General features: G+C 41.5%; 16 protein-coding genes. 12 read left to right on the top strand and 4 right to left on the bottom strand.

Features of this window, described 5'->3' with window-relative positions:
- From AC1DRQ_RS22085 to AC1DRQ_RS22065, 5 genes are all read left to right on the top strand, one after another.
- Window positions 1-2,046, top strand: a 2,046-nt coding sequence (locus tag AC1DRQ_RS22085; protein ID WP_477426881.1) for an alpha-N-acetylglucosaminidase, incomplete at its 5' end; no start/stop codon positions are given.
- Window positions 2,047-2,073: 27 nt separating this feature from the next.
- Window positions 2,074-3,225, top strand: a complete 1,152-nt coding sequence (locus tag AC1DRQ_RS22080; RefSeq protein ID WP_477426879.1) for an acyltransferase family protein — start codon at window positions 2,074-2,076, stop codon at window positions 3,223-3,225.
- 54 nt (window positions 3,226-3,279) lie between these two features.
- Window positions 3,280-3,471: a hypothetical protein gene (locus AC1DRQ_RS22075; protein WP_477426877.1), complete on the top strand. Its 192-nt coding sequence runs from the start codon at window positions 3,280-3,282 to the stop codon at window positions 3,469-3,471.
- The gene (locus AC1DRQ_RS22070) at window positions 3,471-5,771 is read left to right on the top strand and encodes a GH92 family glycosyl hydrolase (RefSeq protein WP_477426876.1); all 2,301 of its coding nucleotides are present in this window, start codon (window positions 3,471-3,473) and stop codon (window positions 5,769-5,771) included. The genes AC1DRQ_RS22075 and AC1DRQ_RS22070 overlap by 1 nt, the downstream gene beginning before the upstream one ends.
- Window positions 5,772-5,785: 14 nt before the next feature.
- Window positions 5,786-7,264, top strand: a complete 1,479-nt coding sequence (locus AC1DRQ_RS22065) for a glycoside hydrolase family 28 protein (RefSeq protein ID WP_477426875.1) — start codon at window positions 5,786-5,788, stop codon at window positions 7,262-7,264.
- 37 nt (window positions 7,265-7,301) lie between these two features.
- Here the strand turns inward: AC1DRQ_RS22065 and AC1DRQ_RS22060 are convergent, their stop codons facing one another.
- The 4 genes from AC1DRQ_RS22060 to AC1DRQ_RS22045 all read right to left on the bottom strand — a co-directional run bounded on the left by AC1DRQ_RS22060 (window position 7,302) and on the right by AC1DRQ_RS22045 (window position 9,754).
- Window positions 7,302-7,580, bottom strand: coding sequence for a CHC2 zinc finger domain-containing protein (locus AC1DRQ_RS22060; RefSeq protein WP_429397181.1), 279 nt, complete (start codon window positions 7,578-7,580; stop codon window positions 7,302-7,304).
- A gap of 104 nt (window positions 7,581-7,684) precedes the next feature.
- Window positions 7,685-8,536 carry an NAD(P)-dependent oxidoreductase gene (locus tag AC1DRQ_RS22055; RefSeq protein ID WP_477426872.1) on the bottom strand — a complete coding sequence of 284 codons (852 nt, stop codon included), beginning with the start codon at window positions 8,534-8,536 and terminating at the stop codon, window positions 7,685-7,687.
- Between the two features lie 94 nt (window positions 8,537-8,630).
- A complete protein-coding gene (locus AC1DRQ_RS22050) occupies window positions 8,631-8,975 on the bottom strand; it encodes an RNA recognition motif domain-containing protein (protein ID WP_477426870.1) in 345 nt (114 codons plus the stop codon).
- A gap of 227 nt (window positions 8,976-9,202) precedes the next feature.
- Window positions 9,203-9,754, bottom strand: coding sequence for an RNA polymerase sigma-70 factor (locus tag AC1DRQ_RS22045; protein ID WP_477426868.1), 552 nt, complete (start codon window positions 9,752-9,754; stop codon window positions 9,203-9,205).
- Between the two features lie 144 nt (window positions 9,755-9,898).
- Between AC1DRQ_RS22045 and AC1DRQ_RS22040 the strand changes: the two genes are divergently transcribed.
- The 7 genes from AC1DRQ_RS22040 to AC1DRQ_RS22010 form a co-directional block, all read left to right on the top strand.
- Window positions 9,899-11,005, top strand: a complete 1,107-nt coding sequence (locus AC1DRQ_RS22040; RefSeq protein WP_477426865.1) for a FecR family protein — start codon at window positions 9,899-9,901, stop codon at window positions 11,003-11,005.
- A 257-nt stretch (window positions 11,006-11,262) separates the two neighbouring features.
- Entirely contained in the window at window positions 11,263-14,562 is a 3,300-nt protein-coding gene (locus AC1DRQ_RS22035) for a SusC/RagA family TonB-linked outer membrane protein (RefSeq protein ID WP_477426863.1), read from the top strand.
- 17 nt (window positions 14,563-14,579) lie between these two features.
- Window positions 14,580-16,091 carry a RagB/SusD family nutrient uptake outer membrane protein gene (locus AC1DRQ_RS22030; protein WP_477426861.1) on the top strand — a complete coding sequence of 504 codons (1,512 nt, stop codon included), beginning with the start codon at window positions 14,580-14,582 and terminating at the stop codon, window positions 16,089-16,091.
- A 23-nt stretch (window positions 16,092-16,114) separates the two neighbouring features.
- Window positions 16,115-17,164 carry a LamG domain-containing protein gene (locus AC1DRQ_RS22025; protein WP_477426859.1) on the top strand — a complete coding sequence of 350 codons (1,050 nt, stop codon included), beginning with the start codon at window positions 16,115-16,117 and terminating at the stop codon, window positions 17,162-17,164.
- A 73-nt stretch (window positions 17,165-17,237) separates the two neighbouring features.
- The gene (locus tag AC1DRQ_RS22020) at window positions 17,238-18,578 is read left to right on the top strand and encodes a sugar porter family MFS transporter (RefSeq protein ID WP_477426857.1); all 1,341 of its coding nucleotides are present in this window, start codon (window positions 17,238-17,240) and stop codon (window positions 18,576-18,578) included.
- Window positions 18,565-19,746 (top strand): glycoside hydrolase family 130 protein, encoded by a 1,182-nt coding sequence (locus tag AC1DRQ_RS22015; RefSeq protein WP_477426855.1) that lies wholly within the window; start codon window positions 18,565-18,567, stop codon window positions 19,744-19,746. The genes AC1DRQ_RS22020 and AC1DRQ_RS22015 overlap by 14 nt, the downstream gene beginning before the upstream one ends.
- A 271-nt stretch (window positions 19,747-20,017) precedes the next feature.
- Window positions 20,018-22,966: ligand-binding sensor domain-containing protein (locus AC1DRQ_RS22010; RefSeq protein ID WP_477426854.1), on the top strand; the 2,949-nt coding region annotated here is incomplete at its 3' end.

Here is a 22,966-nt window from a genome sequence, read left to right as displayed (position 1 = left end):
GCTGGTAATGATGTATTTGAAATAGAAAGCAAAAACAATAAGATCATATTAAGCGGTAATAATGGTGTTGCCATTGCCTCGGCATTGTATTACTACCTCACCGAATATGCCCATTGCCAGGTAACATGGAATGGTACAAACCTTAATCTCCCTGTAAAATTGCCGGTACTGGCCTCAAAAATCCATAAAAATACGCCTTATCAATATCGTTATTATCTTAATTACTGTACGTTTAACTACAGCATGAGCTGGTGGGATTGGAAAAGATGGCAAAAGGAGATAGACTGGATGGCTATGCACGGTATCAATATGCCGCTGGCCCTAACCGGGCAGGAGTATACCTGGTATGAAGTTTACAAGGGCATGGGTTTTACAGATAATGACCTAAAGGATTTTTTTAGCGGCCCTGCATATTTTTCATGGTTTTGGATGGGTAACCTGGATGGCTGGGGAGGCCCGCTTCCGTTAAGCTGGATGCAAAGCCATCGTGATCTGCAGCAAAAAATAGTGCGCCGCGAGCGTGAACTGGGTATGAAACCGGTTTTACAATCCTTTACCGGGCATGTTCCTGCATCTTTTCAAAAGCATTTTCCGGCATCTAAACTGAAAAAAACAAACTGGAATAATGGCTTTGCCGATACCTATATTCTGGATACGGATGACCCCCTGTTTGCTGAGATCGGCAATAAATTTATTAAGGCGCAAACCGCGCTTTATGGTACCGACCATTTGTACTCGGCAGATACCTTTAATGAAAACGAGCCGCCGACCAATGATACGGCCTATCTTGCGGCATTAAGTAACCGGGTTTATCAGGCCATGAGTAAGGCCGATCCCAAAGCTATTTGGGTAATGCAGGGCTGGCTTTTTTACAGTGACCGTAAATTCTGGAACGCGCCACAGGTAAAAGCCCTGCTTGATGCTGTACCCAATGAGCACATGATCATCCTTGATCTGGCTACTGAGATTGAGCCGGTATGGAAACGCACAGATGCCTTTTACGGGAAACCGTGGATTTGGAATATGCTGAATAATTTTGGCGGAAATGTAAACCTTTTCGGGCGAATGGAGGGCGTGGCCGATGGCCCGGCGAAGGCTTTGCATGCCGCTAACAAAGGCGAACTTAAAGGGATTGGGTTAACCATGGAAGCCATTGAGCAAAACCCCGTATTGTATGAGTTAATGTTGCAAAATACGTGGCAGGATTCGGTTATTCCGCTGGATGCATGGTTAAGCAAATACCTGCGTAATCGCTATGGCACCCATAGCAAAAATGCCATTGATGCCTGGCAGGTATTAAAGAAAACGGTTTATAACGGCATGGCCATACGTGACGGCGCCGAAAGCATCATCACCGGAAGACCAACTTTTGATTCGACTACGGTATGGACAAGAACAAAGCTTAATTACAATCCTAAAGATCTTTTACCCGCATGGGATGGTTTAATAAAAGCTATTCCTGCCTGCCGCAATAGTGATGGTTTTAATTATGACCTGGTGGATGTAACCCGACAGGTGCTTGCAAATTATGCGCTTCCGCTGCAAAAGCAATGGGTTAAGGCGTACCGTGAGAAAAATGCAGAAGAGTTTAAGTTATATAGTGAGCAGTACTTACAACTGATCAGTGATRTGGACAAACTACTTGCAAGCCGTAAAGATTTTTTATTAGGACCGTGGATTGCAGATGCCAGAAGCTGGGGAACCACTGCCGCGGAGAAAGCATTGTATGAACGCAACGCCCGCGATCTGATTACCCTTTGGGGCGATGCCGAAAGTCCGCTTCATGAGTATGCCAACAGGCAATGGAGTGGTTTGCTGAATGATTTTTATAAGGTACGATGGCAAAAATTCTTTGGGTTATTAACCACTTCGCTGCAATCTAATAAGGAAGCTGATCTGCCTGCTTTTGAGCAATCGATAAAGCATTGGGAATGGCAATGGGTAAACGGCCGTAAGGATTTTCCGGCTCAGGCAACCGGCAACCCGGTTACCGAATCCGAAAGGATCTATCAAAAATATCGTAAACAAATAGGAGCCGCGTATTAATATGGAATCACTAAAATTATTAAGTATATGACTACGCCGGGCCCAAAAGTAAAGCGTCTGGTTTCGCTCGATGCCTTAAGGGGCTTTGATATGTTCTGGATAATGAGCGGCGAGCAAATTGCCCATGCATTGGCAAAAGCTACGGGCTGGTCTGTGTTTATATGGCTTTCAGGACAATTGCACCACACCGTATGGGATGGATTTACTTTTTATGACATGATCTTTCCGCTGTTTTTATTTATAGCGGGTGTTTCCATGCCATATTCCATGGGTAATAAAATGAGTAAAGCAGGCGTAGATTCAGCAATGCAGTTACCTGGCGATGCCAAATGGCCCATTTACAAATCAATGATCAGGCGTACGCTTATATTGCTTTTGTTAGGGATGATCGTAAATGGCCTGTTAAAATTTAACGGATATGAGAACACCCGTTTTGCCAGCGTTTTAGGTCGCATTGGGTTGGCCTGGTTTTTTGCAGGACTCATCTATCTTAATTTTAACCTGCGCGGMCAAATTATCTGGTTTATTGGGTTGCTGGCAGGTTACTGGGCTGCTATGATGTTTATCCCTGTTCCTGGGTATGGGCCGGGCGTATTAACCATGGCCGGATCTTTTGAATCATATGTGGACAGGTTGTTATTGCCCGGTCGCTTGCATGATAAAATACATGATCCCGAAGGTGTGTTATCTACCATACCAGCTATTGGTACCGCGTTGCTTGGTGTTTTTACAGGTAGCTTTTTAAAGCTCGATTCAGCAAAATGGACAATGCTCAAAAAAGGGGGCGCATTGTTTATGGCAGGTCTTATATTAATTGCTGCGGGTAAATTATGGGGACTGGACTTTCCTATCAATAAACGCTTATGGTCAAGCTCGTTCGTATTGTATGTTGGCGGATGGAGTCTGATCTTTTTATCCGTTTTTTACCTGATCATTGATGTCGCGGGTTTTAAAAAATGGGCATTCCCATTTATTCTCATCGGTACAAATTCTATAGTGATCTATATCTGCTCAGAGGGGTTGGTCAATTTTGGGTATACCGCCAATTATATATTTGGCGGGCTTGTACATTTGGCCCCTTTAGCGTGGCAGGCCGTTTTTGCAGCCACTGCTGTAACACTGATACAATTGGTGTTTTTGTATTTTTTATATCGAAATAAATTGTTTTTAAAAGTCTGATTAGTTGAAACCTTATTCCATGAGATTATTATGCTTGCTTACACTATTAATAATATGATCCTGAAATATCAGAAGGAGGATTTTCGCTCGGCTTGTATTTTTGATGATGTAAATAACTTAAGTTTAACCGATATTAAAATACCAACCATAAAAACGTACCCGGTAATGGTGTTCAAAAATGTGATAGCCCCCTTGGTAAAGGAGTGCAAATACCTGGTGATCAAAAAGAAAAAAAGTTTTAAATAATGCTCAGAAAGCTATTCCTTATAGTTGGCCTAAACGGTTTGTTAATTACCATCGGCTTTGCCCAATCTGCCGATCTGGTTAAATATGTACAGCCATTATCTGGTACAGCAGCCAGCACCACATCATCAGCATTAAAGCATGGGAGCGGAACCGAAAGCTATGCTAATACTATTCCGGCAGTTGGGCTTCCCTTTGGCATGACCCAATGGACACCACAAACCCATACTTCAGAAAACAAATGCCTGCCGCCCTATAGCTACAAGGATAGTCTGCTTAACGGTTTCAGGGCCACGCACTGGCTTAGTGGCTCATGCACACAGGATTATGGTAGTTTTACCATTATGCCCATTAGCGGTAAGTTAAAAACAACAACACAGGCTTATGCCGTTCCATTCTCGCATCAAAATGAAACTACGTCGCCCGCATATTACCGTGTTGATTTAAAAGGTTACCAGTTAAGTACCGAGATAACCGCTACCCTACGGTGCGGTATGATGCAGTTTACCATGGATAAGGCAGATAGCCTGTACCTGCTGGTAATGCCAAACAGCGATAAAGATAAAGGATCAATAAGCGTTGATGCTGTGCATAGTGAGGTATATGGTTATAATCCAGCTTACCGCATTTACCAGGGCTGGGGCAATCCCGCCGGTTTTAGCGGTTATTTTGTGATGAAAGTAGAGCGCGGAATAGGCAGCAGCGGAACATTTAGTGATGAACAAATATTTACAGCCAAGAGCATAGCAAACCTCAAAAATATAGGCGCTTTTATAGGGTTTAAATTAAAAAAAGGCGAAAAATTACGGGTCAGGATCGGTACCTCTTTTACCAGTGTGGCAGATGCCAGGAAAAACCTGCAGGCCGAAATTAAAGACTGGGATTTTGACGCTTTGGTTAAACAAAACAAGCAGGTATGGCAAAATGAATTAAGTCGGCTTAGTGTAACAACTGATAACGAGCATGATAAGTATATTTTTTATACGGCCTACTATCACGCCATGCAGCACCCGCGCTTGTTTAACAATGTAGATGGAACATATCCGCGGTTTGCAGGTAACTACCAAACAGAACACCTAAGCAAGGGAAATTATTATGATGATTTTTCCATGTGGGATATTTACCGGGCGCAATTGCCTTTATATGAAATTATAAAACCCAACCTGATCAATGATCTGGTAAGGTCAATGATCTTAAAAGGACAGCAGGGGCAGTGGATGCCYATATTTCCTTGCTGGAACAGTTATACAGCGGCCATGGTAGGCGATCATGCAACCGCTTTTATAGCCTCTGCTTACAATAAAAAGATCCGGGATTATAATATAACCGAGGGGTACCGGCTGATGCGTCAGAATGCTTTTGATATAGCGCCCCGGCCGGATTATTTAAATGGTAAGGGAAGGCGCGCGCTTGCTTCCTATTTAAAATACGGTTATATCCCTATGGAGGATAGCGTACAAGATGCTTTCCATAAAAAAGAACAGGTTAGCCGTACTTTGGAGTATGCTTATGATGATTACGCGCTGGCCACCATTGCAAAAGCTTTAAGGAAAAATACCGATCATCAATTGCTGGCAAAGCGTGCCTTGAATTACCAAAATGTATTTGATGCCGGTGCCGGGCTGGTAAGGGGCCGGTATCAGAATGGTGACTGGATTAAACCATTTAAACCCGATAACCGCGAGCCTTATATAACAGAGGGAACTCCCAGGCAATATACTTTTTATGTGCCCCAGGATGTTCCGGGTCTGAGCCGTTTAATGGGCGGGCGGGCAAAGTTAGAGGCAAAATTAGATACCCTGTTTAAGGATGATGAATACTGGCACGGCAACGAACCGGGCCACCAGATCCCTTTTATGTACAATTATACCAGGGCTCCCTGGAAAACCCAGCAGGAAGTAAGGCTTATATTGGCAGGAGAATACACGGATGGCCCCGGCGGTTTAAGCGGTAATGACGATGCCGGGCAAATGTCGGCATGGTATATTTTTGCATCGATGGGGTTTTACCCGGTTGACCCGGTTTCTGATGTATATCTCTTGTGTTCGCCTATTTTTGATCGTGTGGCAATTAAACTTCCAGGTGGGCAGTCATTAAAGATCATTACCCACAAAGAATCAAAAGATGCCATTTATATCAGTTCTGTAAAATGGAATGGCAAAGTATATACTATAAATTATATTCGTTACAATGCCATCATGAACGGTGGTAAACTGGAGTTCTATTTGAAAAATAAACCGAATAAAACCTGGGGAACAAAAATAGCAGATCAGCCTAAGGGTTTATCTCCATCTATCAATTAAATATTCATATAAAAATGCGATTAAAAACATTATTCATATCCACTTCAATTGTCCTGTTATCATTTATAGCCCGTGGGCAACAGGCTAAAAAGAACGTTCAAAGTACTGCTGGGATTTATAATATAAAACAGTATGGGGCAGTTGGCGATGGTAAAAGCAATAATGCGAAAGCGATACAACGTGCTATTGACGCCTGTTCGGCAGCCGGCGGTGGGCGTGTGTATGTGCCAGCAGGCGGAACTTTTGTAAGCGGCCCGTTTAAGCTAAAGTCATTTGTTGAACTTTATGTGGAAACAGGCGCCCGGATACTGGCATCGGGCGATGAAAAACTATATACCGAAAGCGCGTTCAGGGAAAACAAAGGCGAAGGGACAATTTGGATAGGCGGCGAAAACCTGGAGCAGGTTACCATTAGTGGCGGTGGTATTATTGACGGTAATGGGATTGCTTTTATGGGTAAGGAACTGGATGATTCATACGAGCTGAAACCATTCAATATAGTTGACCCAAGGCCGCATCTGCTTACGTTGGTTGGCTGTAAAAATGTACGTATCCGTGATCTTACTATCCGTAACTCGGCCTACTGGACTGTACACCTGGCCGGGTGTAATGATGTGGCTATTACAGATATTACCTTATTGAACAGCATAAAAGTGCGAAACAGCGATGGTATTGACATTGATCATAGTAAAAACGTGCGGATAGCCAATTGCTACATAGAATCGGGCGATGATTGCATTTGTTTAAAAAACCGCAGGGAATACCAGGAGTTTGGAGCCTGTGAAAATATCACAGTGAGTAATTGTACCATGACATCAAGTTCCTGTGCTATTAAGATCGGGTCGGAGAATATGGACCGGATCAGTCATGTTGTTATTAACAACTGTATTATTAAAAATAGCAACCGTGGTTTGGGCATCCAAAACAGGGATGAAGGTACGGTAAGTGATGTAGTGTTCTCTAACATCATTGTTGATGCCCACCTGTTTTCTGATGTGTGGTGGGGTAAGGCTGAGCCTATTTATATTACAGCCTATCGCAGGGCAACAGCAAACAATAAAGATGCAGGGTGGCGTTTACCCAAAGGCGAAAAACAAGGCAGGGTAGGTGCGGTAACCAACATCTTTTTTAGCAATATTAAATGTAACAGTGAAAATGGCATTTATGTAAGTGCCGAAACCGCTGATAAGATCTCCAATATATATTTTGACCAGGTTGATGTCAACATCAATAAAACTACTGCACAGCCTGGCGGGATTTATGACCGCAGGCCAGGCAATGTTGAGGGTTTGGTTAAAGGGCGCACCTCAGCTTTCTATCTGGATCAGGCAACGGGAATTAATATCCGGAATTGTTCTGTTAACTGGGGAGCAAATCGYCCGGGATACTTTGCACATGGGGTAGAAAGCCATAATGTATCAGCACTAACCATAAATAACCTGGCGGGGCAATCAGCCGATCCTCAAAAATGGGAGGCGGTGAAAGCCTATTAGTATTTTGGAATAGGGGCTATGATAAAGATTACCGGCACTACTTCAACGTAACCTTGTGCTGTGTGATCAGTTGGATGGCTTCTTCGCGCGTTTTGCCCTCAATGGCCATAACAAAATCTATCGGACCGCCACCTTTTCCGCAGCCAAAGCACTGGAAAATATTTTTTTCGGGGGATACCATTAATGAAGTCGCCTGGTCAGGATGGAAGGGGCATCTGCCCTTTAAGTTCCTGCGGCTTTCTTCTAAGAGTACATACTTAGAAACGATCCTGACAAGGTCTGCCTGGACCGGGGAAATAAAATGATCTGAAGACATAAAATAATAAAGCAGTATCCTGACTAAACAGGAGGCCGAAATTACTTAAACATGCAGATTTGAACTTGCATTGTGGAAAAAAAACTATGATGTTTTTATAAATTTTAAGAAATGGCATCTTGCGCTATCACGCTCCAGTCATCGTTGCCATGACCCTTAGCTATCCAATCATCCATTACAGCCGCGATGACAGGTATCAGGGACAAGGTAGTTTCGCCATGCTTTGCCGCGTCCATCATTAGCCCGGCATCCTTCCTGGCCATATTTAGCTCCCAGGAGGCCTGTTTAAAATTTCCCTCGGTGATCTTTTTAAACCGCGCAGGCATTGTTGCGCCAGGGTTCCAGGATTCGAATAATGCAGAGACATCTCCTGACGGGATATTTAGGGCTTTAGCCAGTGAGAGAGTATCTGTAAGGCCGGCGGTAAGCGTTAGCAGGAAAAGGTTACCGATAAGTTTCATGCCTGCAGCTTTACCTTCTTCCGGACCTAAATTTAAGACCTTTCCTGTTATTTTTGATAATTCAGGTTCTACCCGGCTAATTACATCCTGGTCGCCCGATACCAGCATATTGCCCGTGCTTTCCAGTGCGTTTTGCGGGCCCATAAATACAGGTGCATGAAGGTAGGTATATCCTTTCGCTTTCCATGCAGCGGTTCTTTCGGCTGCTCCTTTAGCTGAGGTAGTAGTATGATCAATGATAATGGCACCTGGTTCAAATCCCTTACCGGCCATAGCCAGAACTTCATCCACGGTATCGTCATCCTTGAGGGTAACATGTATAGTAGTTGCACCTTTTACAGCTTCAGTCACATCGTCAAATGCTTTGGCACCATAGGTTTCCAATGCCCGTGCTTTGGTTGCGGTACGGTTCCAGACTTGCACCTGCTCACCTTTTTGGATCATGGCCCTTACAAAATTGGAGCCCAACAGGCCCATCCCAAGAAATGCTTTCATAAAGTATTATTTATATACGATAAAGGTAGAGACTTAATTAGAAAAGGCAGGACCATCAACATAAAAAGAAGTCGCATTATTTAATAACTGCCTCTTATTCTATTGTCCTTCGGGGGCGTTTTGCCCTTACTTCTCCTGATGGTTTTTTAATGTTGGTATAATTGAAAGTCTTTTTAGGAGGGGCCTGTGAAGCGGGCTTTTCTTCATTGATATTTACACTTAAAACCCGGTCGCCCATAGGGGTGCCATCTAAAGCAATCACCGCGTTTTCGGCACCAGCCCTGTCCTTCATTTCCAGGAAAGCATAGCCTTTACAGATCCTCGTTTTCTTATCACGCACGATCTTGATCGTGCTTACATCTCCATGTGGACCAATCAATCTGACCAGGTCCAGTTCTGTCATGTCCAGCGGGAATCCCCCAACAAATAATTTAACCATTATAAACTTTGATCCGATATTAAGTAAAGTAAACCCACGAATAGTTATTTCGTTTTAATGCAGTCTACATAATTTCATTTTAGTATTCCTGCAAATAAATTTTTCTAAAAATAGGTTATAATAATTCAGATACAAAACAGAAGTGTAATGCAATGAATATTTTTATTTTCAATACATTGATATAAAGCAATTAATGAGATTCAGGAAGTGTTGGAATGAGAAGGGTTCTATACCGAAGATGCATTTTTAATAGATTCTGCAATTTTTTTAAGCCCTATAGCTAATTGATTTTCTACAGTTTTTACAGATACATTTAATAAGGCGGCCACTTCTTTATATTTTAATCCATCTTCTTTGATCATACAGAAAACGAGTTTGCATTTTGCAGGTAAATTATTAATAAAGGAGTTTAAAGCATTAACCCCCTCCTGGCTAATCATTACGCTTTCAGGATCAATAGTTATATATCTGTTTTCGTTATATATCGTTTCAATCGTAATATGATCGTGTTTGCGTTCATTCCGTAAATAATTTAGAGATAGATTTTTTACAGATACATAAAGATAGGTATCCAGGTTTTCTATTGCCGTAAAAGAGCTTCTTTTTTTCCAGAGGTTAATCAAAACATCGTGTACTATTTCTTCAGCAGCTTCTTTGTTATGTACCAGTGACGTGGCAAACCTGTAAAGTTTTATAAAATATTGCCTGTACAGGTCTTTAAACACCTGTTCATCCTTTAATCCGGTTCGCTCAAAATTCTTGTTCAGAATGACTTGCATGGAAGGTGCAATCGGTTAGTAATTGGTAAATAAAGGTATTGTTTTTTTAATGATTTATGTTGGTTAAAGCATAAAAAGCCTTTTTTGTAAAAATATTAAATTTTCTTTTGGGGGTTTTCACATTTTCTTGTGTCCTTAACTTATATGACATTAGAAGAAAGGGCCTGGCTGCTTATTTCCAGATCCATTTCAGGAGAGATCTCTGCTGAGGAATTGGAGGAGTTGGAATCAATTTTCCAGGCCGAGCCCGGGTTACGGGCAGACTATGAACTTGTCGTAAAATTAAAAACCATTACCCCGGGCGCTTCATCAATAGAGGAGCGCCGTGCTATGGAAAGGGGGCTTGATAAGTTTGATCAGTCCATGATCAATGAAAATGGCTTTGCCGAAAAAGTTATATTTAACCATAACCGCCTTGACCCTTTGCAACGCGGCCATCGCAAAAGATGGATGCTGGCGGCCTCGGCTGTTATAATGCTAATGGCGGGTTTGTGGGCAAAGTATTACTTAAAACAATTTAATAAGGTTGTGGAACAACAGGTAGTGGTTACCCCCAATGGTAAACGCGTTCATACCATTTTGCCCGATGGTTCATCCGTATGGCTAAATGCGGCATCATCTATAAAGTTTGCTGATAATTTAAATGAAAGCGGTAAAAGAGAGGTTTTTTTAAGTGGAGAAGCTTATTTTGATGTTAAGCATGATACAAAGCACCCTTTCATTGTACACGCGGGCAAGCTCAGCGTAGTTGTATTAGGAACTGCATTTAATGTTAGGGCCTACAAAAGCGATGATTTTATTGAAACAACGCTTATAAGGGGCAAAGTAGAAGTAATGAACGAAAGTAAACCCGGAGCCAACATTATATTATATCCTAATGAAAAAATTACCATAAACACCCGTAAGGATCTGGAGAAGAAAGCAGACATATTGCACAAAGCCGTGATAAGGGATTCTGTTGTGGTAACATCAGGTAAAATTGTTGACGCGCAGGTAGTGCCCGATGCAGCGGTTGAAGAAACAGCCTGGTTAAATAATAAGATCATATTTAAACAGGAACGGTTTACTGATCTGGCCATTCGCCTGGAACRCTGGTATAACGTCCAAATTATTTTTGATAATGACAAGTACTCAACTATACGGTTTACAGGGGTATTTAAAGATCAAAACATTATTGAGGTGATGCATGCTTTGCAGCTTACCCAACCATTTCACTATACGTTAACCGATAAACAAATTCATATATGGTAAACCAGCTATTAACCAAAAAACTTATAAGAGAAGAAAGGAAACATCGCATGAAATAATCATACTTACTCTGAACTTTATTAACCCCAAACAAATAAGGAAGTGCGGGAACACTTCCTCTGTTGGGGCCAATGCCAATAACCTATTATCTGGAAGGATCTCAGGAAACTTTAATTTATTAACCTCAACAAATCAAAAGTATGAAAAAAACTTTTAGTTCTTTCATTAAGCGTCCCTATGTCAAGAAAATTCTTTTGTGCGTGAAATTAACATTTGCTCTGCTTTTAATTACGCTTATCCATGTTTCTGCAAAGGTGCGGTCACAGGAAAAAATTGACCTGAATGTTAAAAACGTTAAGCTGGAGAATTTTTTTGAACTCCTGGAGAAAAAAAGTAGTTATACTTTTTTATATATCAACAAGGCCATACCAAATCAATCAGTCAACATCAATGTTAAGGACCTTACGGTTCCGCAAATACTTGACTTTACTTTAAAAAACACCGGTTTGGCTTACCGGATATTATCAGAAAAACTGGTAGTGATCACGCAAGTAAGCGCTCCGCAGATAGCCGATATCAAGGTTACCGGTAAAGTGGTGGATGCAACGGGCGCGGCACTCATAGGTGCAACGGTTGGTGTAAAAAACGGTAAAAACCTGGCTGTTACCGATGTAAACGGAGCTTTTACGGTTACAGTACCAGAAAATGCTGTCCTGCTGATATCCTATATAGGTTTTCAAACACAGGAAGTACCTGTTGCAGGGAAAACCGAACTAACCATTACCCTTAAAGAAGCGGCCGGCAGCCTTAACGAGGTAATTGTTATTGGTTACGGTACGCAGCGTAAGAAAGACCTTACGGGCGCTGTATCCGTGATCAGCGCAAAGGATATCAATGCCATTCCGGTAGGAGGGGTTGATCAGATCATGCAGGGTAAATCGGCAGGTGTGGCTGTAAGTCAGAATACCGGGGCTCCCGGCGATGCCATATCAGTACGTATACGTGGTATTGGAACCATAAATGATAATAGTCCGCTTTATATTATTGATGGCGTGCCCACAAAAGATGGCATAAATGAGATCTCACCAAATGATATCGAAAGTATTAATATCCTTAAGGATGCTTCATCCGCAGCTATATATGGTGCAAGGGCATCAAATGGTGTGGTGATAGTTACCACCAAAAAAGGCAGTTCGGGCAAGGCAAAGCTATCAATAAGTGCTTATACCGGTGTGCAGGAACCACAGAACCTGATCAAAATGGCCAATACCTCCCAATATGTATCAGCCTACAATACCGCGGCAAAAAATGATGGCCGCGCGCTTATTTCAGATAGCCTTGCCAGGACATTCTCTGATGTGAACTGGTTAAAACAGGTATTAAAGTCGGCACCGGTTACCAATGGCCAATTATCCATAAGCGGCGGAAATGAAAACTCACAATACATTGTTTCGGCCAATTATTTTAACCAGGAAGGGATGATCGAAAACTCATCTTTTAACCGGTTTAATTTACGCACCTCTGTAAGTAGCACCTTATCCAAATACCTTAAAATAGGGACCAATGTTAACCTGGGCTATTCAAAAACCAGGCAGGTAGGTACTTCGGGCGATGGATATGGTACCGGCAATCCCGGACCAAGTGTTGTCCGTTACGCCCTGTTCCGTACGCCTGCAACACCGGTTCGCAACGCGGCTGGTCAGTTTGTTGATCTTCCCGCTCATTATGATGTTTTAGGGGATGGTTTAAATCCGGTAGCGCTGGCCGATGCCACAAACCGTAATTTTTATGCTTATACCATTTTAGGTGATGCCTTCGCAGAATTAACACCTATAAAAAATCTGAGGCTAAAATCAGATATCGGTATTAATATGATCATGACCGATTATAAGCAGTTTTTTGAAACCTACGGTATCGACAGGTTTTTTAACTCACCTAATTCGCTTGCGCAATCGCACAGTAATGAACTTAACTATAACTGGACAAACACAGCTACCTATGATTTGACATTGGATAAGCATGTGCTGAATTTTTTAGCCGGTACAGAATTAATTAAAACAGATGTGCAAGCCTTATCGGCCTCGCGCACCCAGTATATTGATCAGTCATCAAATTTCCAATATCTTGATAGCGGTATTGGTATACAGCAAAATGGAGGCAACCGGTCTGATATAGGCTTATTCTCCCTGTTTGGGCGTATCGGTTATCAGTACGATAATAAGTACCTGGCCAGTGTAAATTACAGGAGGGATGGTTCATCACAATTGTCTCCCGGTTCGCGTTACGAAAGCTTTTACTCGGGTTCATTAGGCTGGCGTATTGATCAGGAAGAATTTATGAAGAGTATTACGCCTATATCCCTGTTTAAATTAAGGGCAAGTTTAGGTCAGTTAGGTAACTCATCCATTGGTAATTATCCATATACATCGCTGATCACTGGTGGTTTTTACTATCCTTTTGGAGGCGCCTCTAACCAGGGTTACAGCATAACCTCCAAAGGCAATCCCAATATCAAATGGGAATCAAGCACGCAGGCAGATGTAGGGTTAGACCTCGGTTTTTTCCAGAACGCGCTGACGTTAACCGCCGATTATTATGTTAAAAAAACCTCGAATGTATTGCTGAAACTGCCTGAACCAAGCAGCGCCGGTAATGGCGGCAACCCTGCGGTAAATGCTGGTAAAGTGCGCAATAGCGGCCTTGAGCTCGAACTAAGCTATCGCAATTCCATCAATAAGGATTGGAGCTATAACATAAGCGGCAACTTTGCTACAGTGGTTAATAAAGTTACTTCGCTTGCGGGTGGGGTTCCAATTGTTGGTGGCCGTATTGATAATAATTATTATGCAACACTTACCGAAGAAGGGCATTCAATAGGTTCATTTTACCTGTTGCAAAAGGAAGGTATTTTCCAGAACCCGCAGCAGGTGTTTACCCATGCATACCAGGGGCCTGGCATAAAATCGGGCGATGTGATGTATAAGGATGTTAACAATGATGGTGTTATTGATGAAAAGGACCGCACCTTTGTTGGCAGCCCTATACCTAAGTTCACTTATGGCTTTACCGGTAATATCCAGTATAAAAACTTCGATTTGAGCCTGTTTTTCCAGGGAGTATATGGTAATAAGATCTATAATCAGGTACTTACCGATATTGAAGGCTTTTATCGTCCATTTAATATTACCGAAAGGATAGCCACACAGAGCTGGACAGGACCAGGTTCAACCAATGAGTTTCCGCGATTGTCATGGAACGGGGCGCAAAACAACAAAATGCCCTCAACCCGTTTCCTGGAAAGTGGTTCGTATTTAAGGCTTAAAAATATCCAGGTAGGGTATAAATTAGGTAAAAATGCGCTAAGTAGCCTTCATATTTCATCGGTAAGGATCTTTGCCAGCGCGCAAAACCTGTTAACCTTTACCAAATACACCGGTCTTGATCCCGAAATGTATAGCAATAGCAATAATGCTGGTGATGGTGACCGGGCGGTGGGTATTGATTGGGGAACTTACCCTTCGGCACGTACGATCACTTTTGGTGTTAACGCTAATTTCTAATCTAAATTTATTAAGAGATGAAAGCAAAAAATATTATTATATATACAATCGCCATCCTGTTTATTATGATCACAGGATGTAAAAAGATCCTGGAGCAACCGGTACTGGGGCAATATCAATCTGGTGATTTTTTCACTTCGGATGCAAATGCAACACTTGCCGTAAATGCCGCATATAATCCACTCACTTTTACTGATGCATCCAGCAATGCCATTTGGGTATTAGGCGATGTAGCATCTGATGATGCTATAAAAGGCGGTAACCCGGGCGATCAGGCCGATTTTCAAAGTATTGATGAATTCAATATCATCCCATCAAACTCAGCCGTTGAAGGTGTTTGGAAAAGGTATTACGATGGTATTTTTAAATGTAATGTGGTTATAGACGGGTTATCGGATGCTAATAAAGCTGTGTCTGATGCTGTAAAGAAATCAGTAGTAGGTCAGGCCCAATTTTTAAGGGCTTATTACTATTTTAATTTAACGGTTGCCTATGGCGATATTCCTATGCACCTGAAAGTGGAAACACCCGAAGAGCTGCAAAGCCCGGCATTGCCCCAGGCACAGATCTACGCGCAGATAGAAAAAGATTGTCAGGCTGCTGCTGCAGCCTTACCTGCAAGCTGGCCCGCCGCCGATCTTGGCCGTGCAACCAAAGGGGCAGCAATGGCCTTGTTAGCCAAAACCTATCTTTTTGAAAAGAAATGGGACCTGGCGGCCTCAACAGCCAAGGCGGTTGACGCATTAGGGGTTTATAGTTTATTACCCGTTTTTGCCGATAATTTCAGGGCTGCAACAAAAAACAATGCTGAGTCGGTGTTTTCAGTTCAACATGCCAGTGGTTTGGTGCCTTTTCAGGGGAATACGCTAAACCAATGGTTTGCTCCACGGTCGCAAAATGGGTATGGTTTCTTTTATCCTACACAAAGTTTGGTTGATAATTTTGAAAAATCAACCGGCGGCGTTGTTGATCCGAGACTGGATTATACGGTAGGCAGGGCAGGGCACCCATGGTTTGATACCAGCTTTGACCCCACATGGACCACTACAGGGTTTTTAAGCAAAAAACACATCCAACCCTTAACTGAGGTACCAACAGCTACCAAAGGCGATGGTAATTTAAATTACCAGGCCATCAGGTTTGCCGAGGTTTTATTGATTGAAGCAGAAGCTTTAAACGAAAAGGGCGATGGCGCAGGTGCTTTGGTACCGCTTAACCGGGTTCGTAAAAGAGCCAGGGAAAGTTACGTGTACGACAAAACCCTGCCCGATTATGCAGGTGGCGTAGTGCCTGCTGGTTTGCTACCTGATGTGACTGTTACTGATCAGGCTCAATTGCGTGATATTATACGTAAGGAAAGGCGTTCAGAACTGGCCCTGGAATTTCACCGTTTCTTTGATGTGATCCGTTATGGGGCAGCTTATGCCAGCGATGCACTTAAAGATCAGCCTAACTTTAATTATAGCAGCAATCAGTTTTTCCCGATACCACTTAGCGAAAGACAAACCAATTTAAAATTAGGTAAGTAACGGTTAAACTTAAATGTGATAAAATGAGAAATCTAAAAAAAATTACATCAGCCGTTATAGTATTAGCGCTGATCACCATACTTCAGTCCTGCAGTAAAAAGGAGGATAAACCCAATTATAATGCCGATAAAGCAAAGCTTACTTTGGCAATTGACTCGGCAACGGTACTGTATTCGTCAACTGCGGAGGGGAATAAACCCGGCCAGTATGCGGTAGGAGCGAAAGCAGATCTAAAAACAGCGATAGATCTGGCTGCAGGTATAAAGACCGGGAACACGTTTACCCAGCAACAGGTCAATAACGCGCAAGCCAATCTTAACCGCGTTGTAGCTTCATTTAAAACCAAGCTGATACAGGAAGTGTCGGCGGCTAACCTCGTAGCACAATGGAAGTTTGATGGTAGTGCGGATGATGCTACAGCCAATAAGCACAATGGGATGTTAAAGTCGGGCATTATTGGTCCGGGTAATGCACCTGTAGACGGTAATACTTTGCCAAAATTAATTGCCGACCGTTTTGGCCGGGCTAATATGGCTTATGATTTTAACAACGGTGCTTATATTGAAGTGCCTTATGATATGTCATTAAACCCTAAGGAGTTCACCATAAGTTTGTGGATCAAAAGGCATAATACCTATTCGGATAATTATATCATGTCACTCAATAGGTGGAACGGGTTTAAATTTCAACTGCAAAGCAATAATTTCCTGTTCCTGACCATTCATGCCGATAATGGGTATCATGATGTAGATGATAACCCCGGCATTGTACCTTTAGAAACATGGACACAGGTAAGCGTTTCGTACACCAACGGAACCATGAAGTTTTATATCAACGGGGCTATGGTTAAATCGGCCGCTGTAACGGGTGTCCCTATAACGCYTCCAACCCCTGTGAATCTGACCATTGGCCAGCAACTCCCTAAAAGCCTGATCACTACAGACCAATCAAGTGATTATGCCTATTACGGTGGTTCGTTTTTTAATGGTTCAATGGATGATCTCCGTTTTTATAACCGGGCATTAACCGATGCCGAAGTCCTGTCGATCTATACGATTGAAAGTACGTTATAATAACAATGAATGAAGATAGGCAGGGCTATTTTACCTATCTTCATTTTATTAAACCTATAAATCTAATTGTTTCATGAAGAGTTATACTATACTGATATCCATAGTGGCCGCTTTGGGCGGGTTATTGTTTGGTTTTGATACGGCTGTAATAGCCGGAGCACTGCATTATTTGAAACCCTTTTTTCAACTTAGCGACGCCGAAATAGGGCTCATAGTGGCTGCCGCATCAATTGGCTGTATCCCCGGCGCCTTGTTTGCTGGTGGTTTGGCCGATAAATTCGGCCGTAAAAAGCTAATGATCGTAACTTCTTTGCTGTACGTTATTGCGGCTGTAGGGAGCGGTATTGCCGGCAGCTTTACTGAATTGGTTGCTTACCGTTTTATTGGAGGGATAGCTATCGGTATGGCATCAACGCTGGCACCCATTTATATATCTGAGGTGGCCCCTCCAAGTTTTAGGGGGCGGCTGGGCATGTTGCAGCAGTTGGCTATTGTAAGCGGTATATTATTGTCTTTTATATCCAACTATCTTATTGTAAATGCTTCGTACGAGTTTTTAAATAATGAGAATTACTGGCGCTATATGCTTGCAGCCGCGGTAATACCTTCTGTTATATTTTTTGTCCTGCTACTGTTGGTACCTGAAAGCCCAAGATGGCTGGTATCTAAACATAAAATAGCTGATGCAAAAAAAGTATTCGGTAATATTTATTCAGAGAGTGAAAGCCAGGAGCAGGTTAAAATGGTAACCGACGATATCGCATCAGAAAGCACCCCTGCCTTAAAAGATGTATTTACCCCACGCTTCAGAAAAGTTGTTATCATAGGGCTGGTATTTGCCTCCATAGCGCAGCTTACCGGGATCAATATTGTGTTTTACTATGCACCGCTGATATTTGAAAAAATACATGTAGGCGGCAGTGTTTTGTTTCAAACCATATTAACAGGCGTGGTTAACCTGATATTTACCCTGCTGGCTTTCCCACTGATAGATAGGCTGGGGCGTAAAAAGCTACTACTTGCCGGATCATTGATCATGGGGCTGTGTATGTTTGTATTGGCCGCCTTATTTTATTTCAACATGCTGCAAAACTATTTTGTGCTGCTAACCATATTCATTTACATAGGTGGCTTTGCCTGTACATGGGGGGTAGTACTTTGGGTATACGTTGCCGAAATATTCCCGAATAAAATACGTGGTACAGCAACATCCATTGCGGTGTTTGGTAACTGGGTAGCTAATTCCATTGTTTCGCTTACCTTTCCTGTAATGCTTTCGCAATTGGGGCCGGTGGCTACTTTTGGTGTTTATGGCATCATTAACATCAGCATGATACTATTTGTAAGCCGTTATGTATTTGAAACAAAAGGGGTTCCCCTTGAAAAAATTGAAGAACTATATGCCCAAGTTTAATAAGCTGTTCATGATAAACTTTTTTAAATCTGCAAGGATCTTAGCACTGGTATTGCTAACTCAGGTATGCTTTGCACAAACCAGCAACCATACACTGCCACACTGGGCGTTTGGAGGATTCGTGCGCCCGGCCAATGTAAACCCCATCATTTCGCCGGATACCAGTTCAAGGTTTACTGATCCTGTAAGTAAAAAGCAGGTTGCCTGGGAAGCAAATGATACGTTTAACCCGGCGGCAGCGCTCAAAAATGGTAAAATAGTTGTTTTATACCGGGCCGAGGATCTTTACGGAACAGGTATCGGCTTTCGAACCTCTCGACTTGGATATGCCGAAAGTAATGATGGCATCCATTTTATCAGGAGAAAAACACCCGTGCTTTACCCGGATAATGACATTGCAAAAAAATATGAATGGCCAGGGGGCTGTGAAGACCCGCGTGTGGCCGTTACTCCCGCTGGTACCTATGTGGTGTTCTATACTGAATGGAACCGTGATGTGCCCAGGCTTGGCGCTGCCACATCAAAAGACCTGATACATTGGAAAAAACACGGACCGATCTTTGAAACTGCTTATCGTGGCAAGTTTTTTAACATAGCCAGCAAGTCGGCCTCCATCCTGACAAAAGTTGTAAACGGCAAACAGGTGATCATCAAAATAAATGGCAAGTACTGGTTGTATTGGGGCGAGCACCATGTTTACGCTGCCACATCATCAAACCTTGTTGATTGGGCACCAGTTGTTAATAAGAATGGTGAGCTAAAAGAACTGATATCTCCACGCAAAGGCTATTTTGACAGCGACCTTACTGAATGCGGTCCGCCGGCATTAATGACCGCTAAAGGAATAATTTTATTTTACAATGGCAAAAACAAAGCAGATGAGGGCAGGGATAAAAGATTTAACGCCAATTCCTATTGCGCCGGACAGGCTTTGTTTGACCGTAAAGATCCCTCAAAACCGTTGGGCCGTTTAGATGTGCCTTTCCTGAGGCCTATGGAACCATTCGAAAAAAGCGGACAATACATAAACGGGACGGTTTTTATAGAAGGGATGGTCTATTTTAAAAAGAAATGGTTCCTGTATTATGGATGTGCCGATTCCAGGGTTGGCGTTGCCATATATGATCCGTCAAAATCAACCCCACCAGATCCTGTAACGGATAAATAATTTTTTGACAAGCAAGCTAAGCAATATTGAATGCGCTCCGTGGTATAACACGGAGCGCATTTATTATTTATCTCCAATTTGTACCAGCAAAACCTGCTAACCTCCTTGTCTTTATAAATTCAGTTGGAGCCATTTGTAAAAGTCGGCTTAAACGTAGCGCAAGAAATTTTATTGTCATCTGCACACTTATTTATTTAAATAAAACTACATTTGGATAGACAGGTTCTGTGTAGCGCACTTAAACCTTTAAGTAAACCAGTTATTCATATTAATGAGAAGATTATTATTTACCCTGGTAGGAGTAACAGCCTTTTTCTTTGGTTTTACTCAAAGTTTATTAACTAAAAAAGTAATAAAATATTCATTAAAGGATGGTCTTTCATTTGGTATAATAAATGGGATAACTCAGGATAATAAAGGATTTATGTGGTTTGCTACAGGCGATGGTTTAAACCGGTTTGATGGCACAAATTTCAAAGTGTTTAAATTTGAACCCGACAATCCGTATAGCTTGCCGAGCAATTATGTTCAAACTATATTTAAGGATATACAGGGCGATATTTGGATATCGTCAAGAAGAGGGATCTATCGATTTGATACGAACAGCGAGCGTTTTACAAAGTTTAACCCACCAGGGGTCCAATCGGCATATTTAAACAATGTGAACAGTATTTCTGAGAATAATAAAGATCAGTTATGGTTCTCTTGTGGTGGTTCGGGGTTTTCTTCCTATAACATAAAGAACAAACAGTTTAAAAGCTACACAAAAAAAGAATTGCCTGGCTTGTTAGGTGATTTATCAGTTGTTAATGTTATTGAAGATACCTATGGACTTTTATGGGTGGGTACGCGGGATGGCGGACTCAATGTTTTCAGTACAAAAGATGGAATTGTTGTAAAAAATTTGAATAATGAATTCCCCCTTAATCTGATTCCCCAGGGCCGGATCAATTGCATTTATGAAGATCATAATCATGACATCTGGATAGCTACCAGTAAAGGATTAGTGCTTTATAGAAGGAAAGAGCATAGTGTTCATGTTTTTTTTGGTCCGGATTATAAGCTGAAAAGCAACTATTTTTATTCACTTCTGGAAGATGACCATAAAAACCTGCTTGTTGGCCTGCAGGATGGAGGTTTGTATAATATAAATCTTGTTAAAGCCGAACAGTCGTTGTATAAAAATGTGACTATTGATCCTGTGAAATCTGAGGATAACTACAATGTTACGGCCAGGACTATACAAACCCTGTTTCAGGACCATGATAAGAATATTTGGACCGGAACATATGGCGATGGCATTTACATGCTAAGCAACGTTCCTGAAAAGTTTAAAAAATTTCAAAATAAATTAACCGATGCCTATAATATTAGTTTTTTGAGATATTATGGCATGTGTATAGATGCTGAGGGTTATCTGTGGCTGGGTACTGATGGCGATGGTATACATAAAAAGAAGCTGAATGGTGAAGTTGTAAAGTACTATAAGGCAAACGGACAAAAAGGTTCATTAACCGATAATGCTATACTCTGTGCATATAAAGACCATTCAAACACGTTATGGTTTGGTTCTTATTCGCATGGACTTTTTAGGTACAATAAAAAGACGGATTCCTTTACTAATTTCATTCATAAAAAAAATGATCCGGCAAGCATCTGTTTAAATGATGTAAGGGTGATTTTGGATGATTCAGAAAATAATTTATGGATCGGAACAAACGGAGGTGGGCTAAGTTTATTACCCGCGGGTAGTCATAAGTTTGTTAACTATACCCCTCAGAACAGCAGCATTTCTTCAGACTATATTCGTGCGCTTGCCGAAGACAAATATGGCAATCTGATCATAGGCACGTATGCCGCCGGGCTCAAATATTATATAAAAAGCCAAAACAAGTTTATTAATTATTTTAATAGGGCACAGGCCGAAAAGTTTTTACCCAGCCATTTTATATACTCTTTATATTTAGATAAAAGCGAAAATCTTTATATCGGTACGGAAGGAGATGGACTTGTTATATATGATATACGACACAAAAAATTTAAACGATATACAGAAAAAGACGGATTGGCGGATAATACTGTCAATGCAATACAAAGAGACCAGGCAGGTGACATTTGGATAAGTACCAATAAGGGTTTATCCCGCATTGATACGTATACCAATAAGATCATTAATTATGATAACTCAGATGGGTTGCAAACCGGGCAATTTAATCCGGGCTCATCGATGTATTGCAGTAAGGAAAAGTTTATGGTTTTTGGAGGCACCGAAGGGTATAATATTTTTTATCCTGCAGAAGTTAAACAAAACCTGTTTAAGCCAAAAGTTTTAATCACGGGTCTTCAGTTATTTGGCAAAGAGGTTGAAGTTGGTCAAAAAGATAATATATTAAGTCAGGTTGTTGATGAATCAACCCAAATTACTTTAAAATCAGATCAGTCTGTATTCTCCATACAATATGTTGCCTTAAACTATGTTTATGCCGAAAAAAGTGAGTTTGCTTATAAGCTGGTTGGATTGGATAAAAATTGGAATTATGTAAAAAATCAAAAATCGGTCACTTACCGCTATCTTCCGGCTGGCGATTATAAATTTAAAGTTAAATCAGCCAATCAGGATGGCATATGGTTTGAGAATTACGCTACTTTAAAAATAAAAATACTACCGCCGTGGTATAAAACGTGGTGGGCATTTTTAAGTTATTTCCTGACAATAGCTGCATTGATCTACTATTATTTGCGTTATCGCAATAACCAGGCTAAGTTGGCTTATGAGGTAAAAATAGTGCAGATGTCTGCTGAAAAAGAAAAGGAACTAAATGAGCGTAAACTGTCTTTTTTTACTAATATTTCTCATGAGTTTAGAACACCGCTTACTTTAATTATAAACCCTGTTAAAGAATTACTATTTAATCCGGGTGAAAGAGAGAACGAAATAAGTAATCTGAACATTGTTTTTCGTAATGCACGCAGGCTGCTAAGCCTGGTTGATCAATTGCTATTATTCAGAAAAGCTGATAGTGAATCAGATAAGCTTAAAATTGTAAGATTAAATATTGTAAACCTATGTAAAGAGGTTTTTTTGTGTTTCAGCCATCAGGCTAAAAGTAAAAATATATTGTTTGACTTTGTTTGCGAAACTGATACCATGGAAGTATTTGCGGACAGGGAAAAGATGGAAATTGTTTTATTTAATTTAATATCAAATGCATTAAAGTTC

This window comes from Mucilaginibacter sp. P4_E8, assembly GCF_056401495.1.
Note: the sequence above shows the minus strand (reverse complement) of the source record. Positions and strands in the feature narration are given on the sequence as shown.

What these genes read in the sequence shown, in the direction of transcription:
- AC1DRQ_RS22075 (WP_477426877.1), top strand. Translation starts at nt 3,280, where the DNA reads ATGATCCTGAAATATCAGAAGGAGGATTTTCGCTCGGCTTGTATTTTT.
- AC1DRQ_RS22060 (WP_429397181.1), bottom strand. Translation starts at nt 7,580, where the DNA reads ATGTCTTCAGATCATTTTATTTCCCCGGTCCAGGCAGACCTTGTCAGG.
- AC1DRQ_RS22055 (WP_477426872.1), bottom strand. Translation starts at nt 8,536, where the DNA reads ATGAAAGCATTTCTTGGGATGGGCCTGTTGGGCTCCAATTTTGTAAGG.
- AC1DRQ_RS22050 (WP_477426870.1), bottom strand. Translation starts at nt 8,975, where the DNA reads ATGGTTAAATTATTTGTTGGGGGATTCCCGCTGGACATGACAGAACTG.
- AC1DRQ_RS22045 (WP_477426868.1), bottom strand. Translation starts at nt 9,754, where the DNA reads ATGCAAGTCATTCTGAACAAGAATTTTGAGCGAACCGGATTAAAGGAT.
- AC1DRQ_RS22030 (WP_477426861.1), top strand. Translation starts at nt 14,580, where the DNA reads ATGAAAGCAAAAAATATTATTATATATACAATCGCCATCCTGTTTATT.
- AC1DRQ_RS22020 (WP_477426857.1), top strand. Translation starts at nt 17,238, where the DNA reads ATGAAGAGTTATACTATACTGATATCCATAGTGGCCGCTTTGGGCGGG.
- AC1DRQ_RS22015 (WP_477426855.1), top strand. Translation starts at nt 18,565, where the DNA reads ATGCCCAAGTTTAATAAGCTGTTCATGATAAACTTTTTTAAATCTGCA.